This window comes from Candidatus Nitrospira bockiana (assembly GCF_965152565.1).
Genome location: NZ_OZ224215.1, coordinates 3,957,645 through 3,971,193, shown reverse-complemented (window position 1 = coordinate 3,971,193; position 13,549 = coordinate 3,957,645). Strand labels below are relative to the sequence as shown.

Here is a 13,549-nt window from a genome sequence, read left to right as displayed (position 1 = left end):
GGCCGGAAAGACGCCGCTCGTTGGAAGCCGTGACAAGCCTGCGCCTAATCGGTCGTCAGCACAGCCTGGGCCACCGCATAGTCCTCGTCATGGGAAACGCTCACGTGGACCTGTGTCACGCCCGCCCGTGCCATTAAAAGGCCGGCACGGCCGTGAAGGGTGGCGACGGGGCGGCCGTGTGCGTCATTGAGGATCTGGACGTCCAGCCAGCTGACGCCGGAGGCCCAGCCGGTTCCCAGCGCTTTGAGGACCGCTTCTTTGGCGGCGAATCGCCCGGCGAACGACACCGCCGGTGCCGGGCGTCGTTCGATGAGCCGGCGCTCGGCATCCGTATAGACCCGTGCGAGAAAGCGTTCCTCCCAGCGTTCCAAGATCGCTTGGATCCGGGCGATCTTGACGAGGTCGAGACCGATACCGACGACCGCCATGGCGTCAACTCAACAACTGTTTCATCTCACGCACGGCCTGGTCGAGTCCGACGAACACGGCGCGCGCGATGATACTATGGCCGATGTTGTACTCCACGATCTCGGGAATTTGGGTGAGTCGCTTGACGTTGCGATAGGTGAGGCCGTGTCCTGCGCTGACCCCCATCCCAAGCTTATAGGCGAGCTTGGCTGCCTGCGCGATGCTCTCCAGGGCGGCCTGCTCTTCCTTGAGAAGGCGGGCATTGGCATAGCGGCCGGTGTGCAGCTCCACATAGTCGGCCGCGACCTTGTGCGCGGCTCGGATCTGATCGAGGTCCGGTTCGACAAAGAGGCTCACAGGGATCCCGGCATCGTGGAGCAGATCGACGACCGCTTTGATCCGCTCGCGCTGTCCGGCTACTTCGAGCCCCCCCTCTGTGGTGAGCTCTTGACGGCGCTCCGGCACCAGTGTGACGAGATGGGGTTTGATCGTCAGGGCGGTCTTGACGATCGCCTCGTCCGCGGCGATCTCCAAATCCAATTTGGTCTGAATGATCTGCCTGAGCAGGGTCAGGTCGCGGTCCTGAATATGGCGGCGGTCTTCGCGAAGATGGACGACGAGACCATCGGCCCCGGCCAGTTCCACGAGCACCGCCGCGGCGATGGGATCCGGCTCCGTTCCTCCGCGGGCTTGGCGCAAGGTCGCGACGTGATCGATGTTGACGCCCAATCGTGGCATAGTGGCCTTAATTCATTGTTTTGCCGAAGTTTTGCGGCATTATGGCAAAAACGGCCAGGCCTGACAAGCAGGCGAACGGACGGCGATCGAGCCGTCGAGGGTCATGCTGCTCATGGCGCTCGTCGTCGCGAAGAGCAAGCGCGCTGAACTTCAGAATAAATTGACTGAATTTACCGCGCTGCATTACAATTGTGGCCACTTCTTCGGTGCCAAGTCGTTGAACCCGAATCTCAACCATCCACACGAGGCAGTGTGCAGGCTTTTTACCGCATAAGTCGGCTCCCACCGTATGTCTTTGCCCAGGTCCAGGCGCTCAAGCTCGATGCTCGCCATCGCGGAGAGGACATCATCGATTTCGGGATGGGCAACCCTGATCAACCGACGCCGGAGCATATCGTCGAGAAGATGATCCAGGCGGCCCGGAACGCCAAGAACCACCGCTACTCGGCGTCGCGCGGCATCACCCGACTGCGACATGCGATCTGCGACTGGTACAAGCGCAATTACGACGTGGAGCTCGACCCGGAGACGGAGGCGATCGTCACGATCGGGTCGAAGGAAGGGATTGCCCATCTTGCGTTGGCGATGATCGGCCCCGGTGACGTCGTCCTGACCCCGACGCCCACGTACCCGATTCACATGTACAGCGTCATCATCGCGGGCGGGGAGGTCAGGGGCATCGAGTTGCGGCAAGACAGCGATTTCTTCGATGACCTTCAACGGGTCTATCGTCAGACCTTGCCGCGCCCCAAGATCCTGGTCATCAATTTCCCACACAACCCGACGACGGCGGTCGTGGATCTGGAGTTCTTCAAGAAGGTCGTGGCGTTTGCCAAGGAGCACGAGGTCATCGTCATCCATGATCTGGCCTACGCCGACATCGTGTTCGACGGGTACCGGGCTCCAAGTCTCCTCCAAGTGCCGGAAGCGAAGGACGTCGGCGTGGAGTTTTATACCCTGTCGAAGAGCTACAACATGCCGGGTTGGCGCGTGGGTTTCTGCGTCGGCAACCGAGAGGTCGTGGGCGCGTTGTCGAAGATCAAGAGTTATCTGGACTACGGCATCTTTCAGCCGATTCAAATTGCGAGCATCATCGCGCTGAACGGGCCCCAGGATTGCGTGAGGGAGACCGTGGCACGCTATCAACGCCGCCGGGACGTGCTCGTCGGCGGCTTGAATCGGATCGGGTGGGGCGTAGCAAAGCCACGGGCGACCATGTTCGTGTGGGCCAAGATTCCTGCGGCGTATCGAGGCTTGGGCTCGCTGGAATTTTCCAAGCTGCTCTTGCATGAAGCGAAGGTCGCCGTCTCCCCCGGCATCGGGTTCGGCGAAGGCGGGGATGAGTACGTCCGGTTCGCATTGGTGGAGAACGAGCATCGCACCCGTCAGGCCGTGCGCGGGATCAAGAAGGCCTTGAAGCTCGATGGAGGCGAAGTATGAAGTCCTCCATTTCGGTTGGCCTGGTTGGCTTCGGGACCGTGGGGACGGGTGTGGCGAAGATTCTGCTCGACAATGCGCAGCTCATTCGCCGCCGTGTCGGGGTCCCCGTCGAGCTCAGCCGGGTCTGCGATGTGGATACCATCCGGGATCGCGGCGTTCGCCTGCCGGACGGTGTCCTGACCGCGGACCTCCGTCAGGTGCTCGACGACCCGTCCATCGACATCGTCTTGGAATTGATCGGAGGGTACGACACCGCCAAACGGGTCATCTTGGAGGCGATCGCCAAGGGCAAGCAGGTGGTGACGGCCAACAAGGCCTTGCTGGCCATGCACGGGGAAGAGATTTTTGAAGCGGCCGCTCGCCATCATGTGGATCTCGGGTTCGAAGCGAGCGTCGGCGGGGGGATTCCCGTCATTCGGGCGCTGACGCAAGGGTTGGCGGGCAACCGCATCGTCTCGATGTACGGCATCATCAACGGGACGTCCAACTATATCCTGAGTCGAATGACTCGTGAGGGACACGGCTTTGAGGATGTCCTTGCGGAGGCCCAGCGGGCCGGGTATGCGGAGGCCGATCCGGCGTTCGATGTGGCGGGTATCGATTCCGCGCACAAGCTGTCCATCATGGTCACGCTCGCCTATGGGACACCGGTCAATTTCAAAGAGGTGCACACGGAAGGGATCACCCACTTGACGCCGCTCGACATCGCGTATGCCCGAGAATTCGGGTATACGATCAAGCTGTTGGGCATCGCCAAGCTGCAAGGGGACCAAGTCGAGGCGCGCGTGCACCCGACGATGATTCCTCTCACCTCCCCGGTGGCGCAGGTCGAAGGGGTCTACAATGCGATCCAGTTGGTCGGGGATGCGGTGGAAGACATTGTTCTCTATGGGCGCGGTGCAGGATCGCTTCCGACGGGCAGCGCCGTCGTGAGCGACGTCATCGACATCGCCCGCAACCTCTTGACGGGCGGAGCCGGACGTGTGCCGCCCGCGTCGTTCCAGCAAGACCAGCGGCGACCGTTGCGCATTCTCCCGATGGAAGAGATCGCTTCGCTGTATTATCTTCGATTCATGGTCGTCGATCGCCCGGGCGTCTTGTCGCAAATCTCCGGTGTGCTGGGCGGGTATGGCATCAGCATTTCATCCGTCCTTCAGAAGGGTCGTAAGGAAGGCCAAACAGTCCCCGTCGTCATCATGACCCACATGGCCCGTGAACGAGACGTACGATCGGCCTTGCGTGACATCGATCGTATGCCCTTCATTTCCGAGCCCACCACGTTGATCCGCGTCGAGGGGCACGACGAGTAATCCCATGCGCCCCCGTCCATCCGATCGTCTCATCCCTCATCGGTGTTGGCCATGATCCGTTGGCGCGGCGTCATCGAAGAGTACCGGAAGTTTCTCCCGGTGACCGAGAAGACGCCGGTGGTGACGCTCGGGGAGGGGAGCACGCCGTTGATCCACGCCCGGCGCCTCGCGAAGAAGATCGCCCCCGGCATCGATCTCTACCTCAAGTTCGAGGGGGCGAATCCCACCGGATCGTTCAAGGATCGCGGGATGACGATGGCGATCTCGAAAGCTGTCGAGTCGGGCGCGCGGGCGGTCATGTGCGCCTCGACCGGCAACACCTCGGCCTCGGCCGCGGCGTATGGCGCCCATGCCGGGCTCGACGTCTACGTCTTGATCCCGGCCGGGAAGATCGCCCTTGGAAAACTGTCACAGGCGATGATGCACCGAGCTCTCGTCATTCAGATCGAAGGGAACTTCGATGAGGCCTTGCGCATCGTCAAGGAGATCGCGGCGACTCAGCAGATCGAGCTGGTGAACTCGATCAATCCCTTTCGTCTCGAGGGGCAGAAGACGGCGGCGATGGAAGTGTGCGATCAGCTCGGGTCCGCCCCGACGCTGCATGTCCTGCCGGTCGGAAACGCCGGCAACATCACCGCGTACTGGAAGGGATACACCGAATATCAGAGGGCGGGGCAGATTTCGCGCCGTCCACGGATGATCGGCTATCAGGCCGCCGGCGCGGCCCCCATTGTGCTGGGCCGGATCGTCGAGGATCCCCAAACAGTTGCCACGGCTATCCGTATCGGGAACCCCGCCAGTTGGCAGGGGGCGCTTCAGGCAGTACACGAATCGTCCGGACACATCGACCTGGTGACGGATGAGGAAATCCTCGCGGCCTACGGGCTCGTGGCGGCCGAGGAGGGGGTGTTCTGCGAGCCCGCGTCCGCCGCATCGATCGCCGGGGTGGTGAAGCTCCAACAGGCCGGCCTGCTTCGCGATGGGGACAGCGTGGTCTGCACCCTGACCGGGCATGGCCTGAAAGATCCTGATACCGCGATCTCCGTCTCGCGACGGCCGCAAACCGTGAAGGCGACCCGGGACGACGTGATGCGTGTGCTGAACGTGTGAGTGGGAGGTCATGAAGTACCTGATCTTGCATGGTGAGGGGTTCGCCGATGTGCCAAGCCCGGCATTGGGGGGGAAGACTCCCTTGCAGGCCGCGGTAACGCCGAATCTGGATCGCCTCGCATCGGCTGGCGAAATGGGCCTCGCGACGTTGCCGCCGGACAGTCCGGTGGCCACCAGCGACCTGACCGCCTTGTCCCTGCTCGGGTACGATCCCCGCAAGGCCTATCCGGGCCCCGCCCCATTCGAGGCCATAGGCCTGGGCATCGCGGTCGGTGAGCAGGACGTCGTGTACCGGTGCAATATGGTGACCTTTCGTGCAGGCGCGGGGAAGGGGGCGCGCCCCGAGATCAAGAAGCTCGGCCCGACGATCGTCTTGGAGGCGGCCTCCGCCGAAGGGCTCGAGGACGAGGAAGCACGCGAGCTCATCGAGGCAATCAACGAGCAGTTGGGCTCCGAGACGATTCAGTTTTATCCCGGGGTCGGGTCGCGCCATTTTATGGTGTGGGTCGGCGGAAAGGCCCGCGCGACCTGCGTCGACCCCAACGATCTCGTCGGCAAGTCGGTTTCGGACCATCTGCCCTCCGGGGACGGGTCGGACATCTTGCGGAAGCTCATGGACGCCGCGCTGGTGATTCTCAGTACGCACCCCGTCAACGACCAGCGGGCCGAAGCCGGGCTCAAGCCGGCGAACGGTGTGTGGTTGTGGGGGCAAGGGCGCGCTCCGCATCTGGAGCCCCTGACCGAGACGCGTCACCTGACCGGCGTGGTCGTGTCGGGAAGTGAAGGCCATCGAGGCGTAGCCGTGTGCGCAGGGCTCGAAGCGGCGGACATCGATTCCTCGGCGCCAGGGGAGGTCGATCTCCGGCGCCACGGGGAAGCGGCCTTGCGTGAGTTGACGAAAAAGGATCTCGTGTACCTCCACGTCGGGATGCCACCGGAAATCATCGAGGCTGACGATGCCAAGGCGAAGGTCAGACGCCTCGAAGAGTTCGATACGCATGTCGTCGGTCCCCTCCTCTCAGGTGCGGCAAGGCTCGGCCGCCATCGCATTCTCGTTCTGTGCGATGGCTGTGCCGGCGGTGCGCACGCCCCGGCACGTCTGACCTGGCCCTACGCGCTGTATGAGGGACCGGTCTCCGGCCCCGGCCCCGGCCGGCATTTCTGCGAAGCGGAAGCGGAGGCCGGGCAGGTGGGTGCTCGGGATGCCACCAAGCTCATCGCACATCTGATCCCGCGGTCCTGATGCCATGGCGTTGATCGTTCAAAAATACGGTGGGACATCGGTCGGCAGCGTCGAACGGATTCACCGCGTAGCGGATCGCGTGGTGAAATTCCAGAAGGAAGGGCATCAGCTCGTGGTCGTCCTGTCGGCCATGAGCGGAGAAACGGATCGCCTCGTCAAGCTCGCGCATGAGATGACGCCCCATCCGGATGAGCGGGAAATGGACATGCTGCTCAGTACCGGAGAACGGGTGACGATCGCGCTGCTGGCGATGGAGCTCCGGGGGCGTGGGGTCAATGCCCAGTCGTTCACCGGTCGCCAAGTGGGGATCATTACCGACAGCACCCATACGAAAGCGCGGATCGCCCGGATTACGGCCGAGCGGATCAAGAGCGCGCTTGCGGAAGGGATCATTCCGATCGTGGCGGGGTTCCAGGGGATCAACGAGCGCTCCGATGTGACGACGTTGGGGCGAGGCGGGTCGGATTTGACCGCCGTCGCGCTCGCCGCCGCGCTCAAGGCCGACCGATGCATCATCTATACCGACGTGGATGGGGTGTACACCGCGGATCCGAACATCGTTCCGACGGCACGGCGGCTGAGCAAGGTGTCGTATGAGGAGATGCTGGAGTTGGCCAGTCTGGGAGCCAAGGTCTTACAAAGCCGCTCGGTCGAATTCGCCGCCCGGTACGGCGTGCCGGTCGAAGTTCAATCGAGCTTTATAGAAGGGCAGGGAACGTTGGTGGCAAAAGAAGATGCGGACATGGAACGGGTGAGCGTCTCGGGTATTACCGGCGACCGCAACCAAGCGAAGATCACCATCGTCGGCGTGCCCGATCGGCCGGGGATCGCCGCGCGAATCTTCGGTCCCATCGCGGACGCGCACATCATCGTGGACATGATCATCCAGAATGTGGGACAAGGTGCGCTGACGGATATCTCCTTCACCGTGCCGCGCGCCGATCTCCCTAAGGCGGTCGATCTGGTGCAGCGGATCGTCAAGGAGATCGGGGCGAAGTCGATGACCGTCACCGAGTCGATCGTGAAGGTATCGTTGGTGGGCGTGGGAATGCGCACGCACTCGGGGGTGGCGGCGAAGATGTTCGACGTCCTCTCGCGCGAAGGCATCAACATTCAGATGATCAGCACGTCGGAGATCAAGATCTCGTGCGTGATTGATGAAAAGTACCTGGAGTTGGCGATCCGATCGTTGCACGAGGCGTTCGGGTTGAGCGAGTCGCCGCCCCAGGGAGTCTAAGATCATGCCAAAGCGTCCACCTCAGCCCTCGGCGCGGCGCCCTCGGATCCACATCCCGCAGCCGCTGTCCGCGCTTCCCCCCGGCGCAGCGTCCGGACTGGAAATCTACGACACCACCTTGCGCGACGGGGCCCAGTCCGAGGACGTCAGTTTCTCAGCCGAAGATAAGGTGCGGGTGGCGCAAAAACTCGATGAGCTGGGCGTGCAGTTCATCGAGGGCGGCTGGCCGGGCGCCAACCCCAAAGATATCGAGTTCTTCCGTGCGATCAAGACCACGCCGCTGCACCATGCGACCGTGGTCGCCTTCGGGGCGACGCGAAAGGCCGACAATCCCGTTCAGAAGGACGACAATCTGCAGGCGCTGCTGCTGGCCGATACGAGCGTCATCACCCTGTTCGGCAAGAGCTGGACCCTGCATGTCACCGATGCGCTCGGCATCTCCCTCGAACGAAATCTGGACATGATCGGCGAGTCGATCGCCTATCTTCGATCGAAGCATCGCCGTGTCTTCTACGATGCCGAGCACTTCTTCGATGGGTACAAGGCCGATCCCGAGTACGCGATGCAGACGATCTTGCGGGCGGTGCGAGAAGGCGCGGAGCGCATCATCCTGTGCGACACCAACGGCGGGACGATGCCGTGGGAGATCAAGGAGATCTGCGCGGCCGTCAAGCGCGAATGCGCCGTTCCACTGGGCATTCACGCCCACAACGACAGCGAGATGGCGGTCGCCAATTCATTGGTCGCGATCGAAGCCGGCATCGTGCAAGTTCAAGGCACTATCAACGGCATCGGCGAGCGCTGCGGGAACGCCAATCTCTGCTCCATCGTTCCGAACCTCGAGCTCAAGATGAAGCGGCCCGTCTTGGGCGACCGGCGACTGTCGCGACTCCGTGAGGTGTCGAATTTCGTCTGCGAGATCGCCAACCTCATCCCCGACAAGCATCAGCCGTACGTCGGCGATGCCGCCTTCGCCCACAAGGGCGGCGTCCACATCCATGCCGTGCAGAAGAACCCGGCGACCTACGAGCACATCATTCCCGAATTGGTGGGCAATCGGCAGCGCATGCTCGTCTCCGAGTACACCGGCCGAAGCGGTCTGCTGGCCAAAGTGGAGGAGTTCGGGATCCCGCTCTCGAAGCAGAATCCGAAGCTCAAAGAATTGTTGGATACATTGAAGGATCTGGAAAGCCAGGGATACCAATTCGAAGGGGCGGAAGGCTCGCTCGAATTGCTGATGCGGAAGGCCGTCGGCCGGCACAAACCGTCCTTCGAATTGCTCGGATTTCGCGTCATCGTTGAGAAGCGGCACGCGAATGAAGCGCCGATCTCAGAAGCGACCGTGATGGTGAAAGTCGGCGAAGTGATCGAGCACACCGCGGCCGTGGGAGTCGGGCCCGTCAACGCCTTGGACCACGCGTTGCGAAAAGCGCTCGAGAAGTTTTATCCTCAACTCCGGGAAGTCAGCTTGCTGGACTACAAGGTGCGTGTGCTCACGGCGAATCGCGGAACGAAATCGAAGGTGCGGGTCCTGCTCGAATCGGGCGACCATAAAGAGAAATGGGGAACCGTCGGCGTCTCGGAAAATATCATGGAAGCGAGTTGGCAGGCCCTTGCGGACAGCATCGAATACAAGCTCATGCCGATCGACGATGAGACGTCTGGGCAAAAAATTCCTTGACACGGTCCGTGGCCTCGCCTAAGTTATTGGAAAATCTGGGATCGAAGGCCGACATCGGGCCGCCTTCGACGGCTCGCCCGTCCAGCAGGAGGAGGTATGAGAAAGGCTGACATTGCGAATGAGATCTTTGAGAAGGTCGGCGTCTCCAAAAAGGAGGCTGCGGATATCGTGGAGCTCATCCTCAATCTGCTGAAGTCGGTGCTGCAAAAGGGAGAATCAGTCAAGATTGCTGGATTCGGAAACTTCATGGTCCGCAGCAAGGGCGCCCGAAAGGGTCGAAATCCGCGGACCGGCCAAGAGATCGGCATCACCCCCCGCCGGGTCGTGACCTTCCGTCCCAGCCAAGTCTTCAAGAAGTACGTGAATCAGTAGCGAGGGAGCGTTTTCACCGAACAGCCTTACGAGGTCGGTGATGGCGGCGAACCCCCCGCTCGGCAGTAAGGTCTTCTACAAAATCGGGGAAGTCAGTCAGATCACGAAGCTTCCCGCGTATGTGCTGCGTTTTTGGGAGTCCGAGTTCAGCTTTCTGAAGCCCCGGAAAAGCCGAGGGAACCAGCGTCTCTATGTGCGTCGCGATATCGAGCAAGTCCTGGAAATCAAGCGGATGCTGTACGACGAAGGCCTGACGATCGCGGGGGTGAAGCGGACAATGGCGCGCCGCTATCGACATGCTGGCCGGCGTACGAACCCGCGGGAGCTCGCGAACCGGATCCGGGGAGAGCTGCACGCCATCTTGAAAATCATGGACTCCTATGACAGTTGAGCCGCATTGCGGGCAAGAAATGGCGAACCGACGTGTCGGGGCGTAGCGCAGCCTGGTAGCGCACTCGCTTGGGGTGCGAGAGGTCGGCCGTTCAAATCGGCTCGCCCCGACCAGTCGTCGGTCCAGTCCTCTTACGAACACGAGCGCAAAAAGCCGGGTTCACCGCGATCCGGCGCTGAAAAAAGCTGCCGCGGCAGCTTTTTTTATTGTCTGGTCCTCATGGTAATCGTCGTCACCAACGATGATGGCGTCGCCTCCCCCGGGCTTCATGCATTGGCGGACGCGATGCGTGCGCTGGCGAAGGTCGTGGTCATCGCGCCAGAACGGGAGCGCGGGGCTGTGGGACACTCGGTCACGTTGCACAAACCGCTTCGCATCACCGCGGTCAGGAAAGGCGTGTACGCGGTCAACGGTACGCCGTCGGATTGTGTCGTGCTCGCCGTGACCCAACTGCTCAAGGGTCCGCCCGCGCTCATCGTCTCCGGCATCAATCGCGGTGTCAATCTCGGGGATGACGTGACCTATTCCGGCACGGTGTCGGCCGCCCTCGAGGGCACGCTGTTGGGAATTCCCTCGATCGCCATTTCGCAGGACGGGGGCGTCCGTTACCGCTTCCAAGTCGCCGCCTTCTATGCCAAGCGGATCGCGGAGGCGGTGCTGCGCAACGGCTTGCCGGAGGAGACGCTCTTGAATGTCAATGTGCCCGATCGAACGAGAGCGGCCATCATGGGGATCAAAATGACCTGCTTGAGCCGCCGTCGTTTTCTGAACCCCGTGGTGGAAAAGGTCGATCCCAGAGGCCGCAAGTATTACTGGATTGCCGGCACACGGGTCTCCTGGGAACGTCGAAAAGATTCCGATCATGAGGCGCTACGGCATGGGTTCGTCTCGGTGACTCCGCTCCACATGGATATGACGGACTATGCGACGCTCGATCGGCTGAAATCCTGGGAAGGAATGCTCATGGCAGGTAGAAACGGTCATGTGAAGACCGTCGCCAAGCGCAAGCCCAGGACGGCCTCTCAGGCACGGACGGGAGGCAGTGTGGGTACGCGGCCACGGACAGGCGGAACAGCCGAGCAGTGAATCGAGGATATCGATGGGCGATGCTGTCATCAAGATCCACAACACGATCAGCGGCCGCAAAGAGATCTTCGAGCCGCTGGTCCCGGGCACCGTTCGGATGTACGTGTGCGGGGTCACGGTCTATGACTACTGCCATCTCGGCCATGCCCGGAGCGCGCTGGTGTTCGACATCGTGCGTCGTTACCTGGAGCATCGCGGCTTCACCGTGACGTTCGTCAAGAATTTCACCGACATCGATGACAAGATCATCAATCGTGCACGGGAACAGGGCGTACCGTGGCAGTCCGTCACCGCCCGCTACATCGAGGCCTACCATGAGGACATGGCGCGTCTCGGCGTACGCGCGGCGACCATCGAGCCGAAAGCGACCGACCATATCCCCGACATCATCCGGCTGGTCCAGTCGCTGCTGGACAAGGGGGTGGCGTATCGGATCGACGGCGATGTGTACTTCGACGTGAACCGGTTCACAGCTTACGGCGCCCTGTCGAAGCGCAAGCTTGAAGAGCTGCAAGCGGGCGCCCGCGTTGAGGTGGATGAGCGCAAGCGGCATCCCATGGATTTCGCTTTGTGGAAGGCGGCGAAGAGTGGTGAACCGGCATGGGAGAGCCCATGGGGTCCTGGACGCCCCGGCTGGCACATCGAATGCTCCGCCATGTCGATGAAGCATCTCGGCGAGACGTTCGATATTCACGGCGGGGGAGAGGATTTGATCTTTCCCCACCATGAGAATGAAATCGCCCAATCCAGCGCCTCGACCGGTAAGCCGTTTGCTCGGTACTGGATCCACAACGGTTTCGTGCGCGTCAATCAGGAAAAGATGTCGAAGTCGCTCGGCAACTTCTTCACGATCCGGGAAATCTTCGCGAAAAGCCGGTGGGCGGAGTCGGTGACTGCCGAGATGCTGCGTTACTTCTTGCTCTCGACGCACTATCGAAGCCCGCTCGATTTTTCCGATCTCGCGCTCGAAGAGGCAAAGCGAGCCGTCGACGGCTTCTATGGCCTGTTCCAGCGCTTGGAAGAGCCGCAGGGAACCACCGGCACGGCGCCAGGGTCGGTCGATCGAGAGATTGCGGCGCTGAGACACGCATTCGAAGAATCGATGGATGATGATTTCAATACCCCGGCCGCGCTCGCCGCTTTCCAACGCCTTCGGGCGGAGACCAATCGGCTGCTCGCCCAAGGGCTGTCATCAGAGGGCAGGCGGGTAATGGGCGACGCGTTTCGGAAGCACGGCGCCGTCCTGGGTCTCTTCCAACTCCCGGTGGCCGAGTGGCAGTTCAATCCGGAAACGCATGATGAGCGTAAGGAGGCCCGAGGCGCCGGTCATCTCTCCGAGGCCCAGATCGAGGCCAAGCTGCGCGAGCGGCAGGAGGCGCGCCGCCGAAAAGATTTTTCCACCGCGGATGAGATCCGCGAGCTTCTGAGCGAGCACGGTATCACGATCGAGGATCGGCCGGATGGCACCAGTCGATGGAAGCGGTGAAGGGAAGGACCTCCTCTATGGGCTTCAAGCCGTGCGTGAAGCGCTTCGGTCCCGCGCGCGCCCGCTCCTGCGCATCCTCCTCGCGCGTCACGATCACGCCTCGTCCGAGATCACGCATCTGGCCAAGATCGCGGGCGTTCCCGTGCACCTCGAACCGCGGGGCGCGCTCGACCGAATGGTGCCGCACGGCCGGCACCAAGGGGTTCTGGCCATCGTCGGCGCGAAGCGGTATGTCGATCTCGAGGAGATTCTCCAGACGGCCAAGGATCGAGGCGAAGCGCCGTTCGTCGTCATTTTGGATGGTGTCCAGGACCCGCAAAACCTCGGTGCCATTCTTCGAAGCGCGGAGGCGGCCGGCGTCCACGGCGTGGTTCTTCCCGATCGCCGCGCGGTCGGGGCCACGGCGGCCGTGGCGAAGGCGTCCGCGGGCGCGTTGGAGTACCTCAACCTTGCGTGCGTGCCCAACCTCTCCAGGGTCATCGAGCGTCTGAAAGCCGGGGGGCTGTGGATTTATGGCCTCGATCCCGAAAGCCGGGCGTCCTATGTCGCCCTTGACTTGCGTGGGCCGGTGGCCTTGGTGTTGGGAGGGGAAGGCGCTGGAATCCGTCGCGGCGTGCTGGAGAAATGCGATGCTCGCGTCAGCATCCCGATGCGCGGCCGTGTCGGCTCATTGAATGTCTCGGCCGCGACCGCGATTGTCCTGTTCGAAGCAGTGAGGCAGCGAAGCCGGGGCCGGAGCTAGCGGATCTGAATCATGCCGTCTTGAATGGCGGCTTTCAACAGCTGGGCGGTGTTCGAGACCCGGACCTTCTTCATCATGGTGGCCCGATGGGCCTCCACGGTTTTGACGCTGATTTTCAAGCGCTGAGCAATCTCGCGGTTCTTTAATCCCGACCAAATAAGTTGCAGAATTTCTTGTTCGCGGTTGGTCAATGCTTCCGGCCGCTTGCGCTTGGGGGTCGATTCCTTACGCTCCTTCGCCGCTCTCTGCATAATACGCCCCGGACGAGACGATGAACTACGTAGCCATTATCTCAGGGAGCCAAC

Annotated in this window: 15 protein-coding genes and 1 tRNA gene; 12 read left to right on the top strand and 4 right to left on the bottom strand. The window is 61.9% G+C overall.

Annotated features, from left to right (window positions below):
• Nucleotides 1-44: 44 nt before the first annotated feature.
• Genes acpS through ACWHYV_RS19510 form a run of 3 tightly spaced genes read right to left on the bottom strand, consistent with a single transcriptional unit; the run spans nucleotide 45 to nucleotide 1,384 of the window.
• A complete protein-coding gene (gene acpS / locus ACWHYV_RS19520) occupies nucleotides 45-428 on the bottom strand; it encodes a holo-ACP synthase (RefSeq protein WP_447978157.1) in 384 nt (127 codons plus the stop codon).
• A gap of 4 nt (nucleotides 429-432) precedes the next feature.
• Nucleotides 433-1,146 (bottom strand): pyridoxine 5'-phosphate synthase, encoded by a 714-nt coding sequence (locus ACWHYV_RS19515; RefSeq protein WP_447978156.1) that lies wholly within the window; start codon nucleotides 1,144-1,146, stop codon nucleotides 433-435.
• A 7-nt stretch (nucleotides 1,147-1,153) separates the two neighbouring features.
• A complete protein-coding gene (locus ACWHYV_RS19510) occupies nucleotides 1,154-1,384 on the bottom strand; it encodes a hypothetical protein (protein ID WP_447978155.1) in 231 nt (76 codons plus the stop codon).
• Nucleotides 1,385-1,398: 14 nt separating this feature from the next.
• On the opposite strand from ACWHYV_RS19510, the gene alaC reads away from it, so the two are divergent.
• The 12 genes from alaC (at nucleotide 1,399) to rlmB (ending at nucleotide 13,244) form a co-directional block, all read left to right on the top strand.
• Entirely contained in the window at nucleotides 1,399-2,586 is a 1,188-nt protein-coding gene (gene alaC, locus ACWHYV_RS19505) for an alanine transaminase (protein ID WP_447978154.1), read from the top strand.
• Nucleotides 2,583-3,896 (top strand): homoserine dehydrogenase, encoded by a 1,314-nt coding sequence (locus tag ACWHYV_RS19500; protein WP_447978153.1) that lies wholly within the window; start codon nucleotides 2,583-2,585, stop codon nucleotides 3,894-3,896. Before alaC ends, ACWHYV_RS19500 begins: the two co-directional genes overlap by 4 nt.
• 51 nt (nucleotides 3,897-3,947) lie before the next feature.
• Nucleotides 3,948-5,006: a threonine synthase gene (thrC, locus tag ACWHYV_RS19495; protein ID WP_447978152.1), complete on the top strand. Its 1,059-nt coding sequence runs from the start codon at nucleotides 3,948-3,950 to the stop codon at nucleotides 5,004-5,006.
• Nucleotides 5,007-5,016: 10 nt separating this feature from the next.
• On the top strand, nucleotides 5,017-6,249 hold the full coding sequence (locus tag ACWHYV_RS19490; protein ID WP_447978151.1) for a cofactor-independent phosphoglycerate mutase: 1,233 nt from the start codon (nucleotides 5,017-5,019) through the stop codon (nucleotides 6,247-6,249).
• A gap of 4 nt (nucleotides 6,250-6,253) precedes the next feature.
• A complete protein-coding gene (locus ACWHYV_RS19485) occupies nucleotides 6,254-7,486 on the top strand; it encodes an aspartate kinase (protein WP_447978150.1) in 1,233 nt (410 codons plus the stop codon).
• Between the two features lie 4 nt (nucleotides 7,487-7,490).
• Entirely contained in the window at nucleotides 7,491-9,167 is a 1,677-nt protein-coding gene (gene cimA / locus ACWHYV_RS19480) for a citramalate synthase (protein ID WP_447978149.1), read from the top strand.
• A gap of 96 nt (nucleotides 9,168-9,263) precedes the next feature.
• Nucleotides 9,264-9,539, top strand: coding sequence for an integration host factor subunit alpha (locus ACWHYV_RS19475; RefSeq protein WP_447978148.1), 276 nt, complete (start codon nucleotides 9,264-9,266; stop codon nucleotides 9,537-9,539).
• 40 nt (nucleotides 9,540-9,579) lie between these two features.
• Nucleotides 9,580-9,930, top strand: coding sequence for a MerR family transcriptional regulator (locus tag ACWHYV_RS19470; RefSeq protein WP_447978147.1), 351 nt, complete (start codon nucleotides 9,580-9,582; stop codon nucleotides 9,928-9,930).
• A 36-nt stretch (nucleotides 9,931-9,966) separates the two neighbouring features.
• Nucleotides 9,967-10,043, top strand: a tRNA-Pro gene (locus ACWHYV_RS19465).
• A gap of 106 nt (nucleotides 10,044-10,149) precedes the next feature.
• A complete protein-coding gene (surE, locus tag ACWHYV_RS19460) occupies nucleotides 10,150-11,016 on the top strand; it encodes a 5'/3'-nucleotidase SurE (protein WP_447978146.1) in 867 nt (288 codons plus the stop codon).
• 13 nt (nucleotides 11,017-11,029) lie between these two features.
• Entirely contained in the window at nucleotides 11,030-12,502 is a 1,473-nt protein-coding gene (gene cysS / locus ACWHYV_RS19455; RefSeq protein ID WP_447978145.1) for a cysteine--tRNA ligase, read from the top strand.
• Nucleotides 12,477-13,244 carry a 23S rRNA (guanosine(2251)-2'-O)-methyltransferase RlmB gene (rlmB, locus tag ACWHYV_RS19450; RefSeq protein WP_447978144.1) on the top strand — a complete coding sequence of 256 codons (768 nt, stop codon included), beginning with the start codon at nucleotides 12,477-12,479 and terminating at the stop codon, nucleotides 13,242-13,244. Before cysS ends, rlmB begins: the two co-directional genes overlap by 26 nt.
• On the opposite strand, the gene ACWHYV_RS19445 is transcribed toward rlmB, so the two are convergent.
• Entirely contained in the window at nucleotides 13,241-13,495 is a 255-nt protein-coding gene (locus ACWHYV_RS19445) for a response regulator transcription factor (RefSeq protein ID WP_447978143.1), read from the bottom strand. The two genes, rlmB and ACWHYV_RS19445, sit on opposite strands and share 4 nt — an antisense overlap.
• Nucleotides 13,496-13,549: the final 54 nt, after the last annotated feature.

Coding starts and splice junctions, on each gene's coding strand:
- ACWHYV_RS19470 (WP_447978147.1), top strand. CDS start 9,580: ATGGCGGCGAACCCCCCGCTCGGCAGTAAGGTCTTCTACAAAATCGGG.
- ACWHYV_RS19500 (WP_447978153.1), top strand. CDS start 2,583: ATGAAGTCCTCCATTTCGGTTGGCCTGGTTGGCTTCGGGACCGTGGGG.
- ACWHYV_RS19515 (WP_447978156.1), bottom strand. CDS start 1,146: ATGCCACGATTGGGCGTCAACATCGATCACGTCGCGACCTTGCGCCAA.
- surE (WP_447978146.1), top strand. CDS start 10,150: ATGGTAATCGTCGTCACCAACGATGATGGCGTCGCCTCCCCCGGGCTT.
- thrC (WP_447978152.1), top strand. CDS start 3,948: ATGATCCGTTGGCGCGGCGTCATCGAAGAGTACCGGAAGTTTCTCCCG.
- cysS (WP_447978145.1), top strand. CDS start 11,030: ATGGGCGATGCTGTCATCAAGATCCACAACACGATCAGCGGCCGCAAA.
- rlmB (WP_447978144.1), top strand. CDS start 12,477: ATGGCACCAGTCGATGGAAGCGGTGAAGGGAAGGACCTCCTCTATGGG.
- ACWHYV_RS19445 (WP_447978143.1), bottom strand. CDS start 13,495: ATGCAGAGAGCGGCGAAGGAGCGTAAGGAATCGACCCCCAAGCGCAAG.
- ACWHYV_RS19485 (WP_447978150.1), top strand. CDS start 6,254: ATGGCGTTGATCGTTCAAAAATACGGTGGGACATCGGTCGGCAGCGTC.
- ACWHYV_RS19510 (WP_447978155.1), bottom strand. CDS start 1,384: ATGGTTGAGATTCGGGTTCAACGACTTGGCACCGAAGAAGTGGCCACA.
- acpS (WP_447978157.1), bottom strand. CDS start 428: ATGGCGGTCGTCGGTATCGGTCTCGACCTCGTCAAGATCGCCCGGATC.
- cimA (WP_447978149.1), top strand. CDS start 7,491: ATGCCAAAGCGTCCACCTCAGCCCTCGGCGCGGCGCCCTCGGATCCAC.
- ACWHYV_RS19490 (WP_447978151.1), top strand. CDS start 5,017: ATGAAGTACCTGATCTTGCATGGTGAGGGGTTCGCCGATGTGCCAAGC.
- ACWHYV_RS19475 (WP_447978148.1), top strand. CDS start 9,264: ATGAGAAAGGCTGACATTGCGAATGAGATCTTTGAGAAGGTCGGCGTC.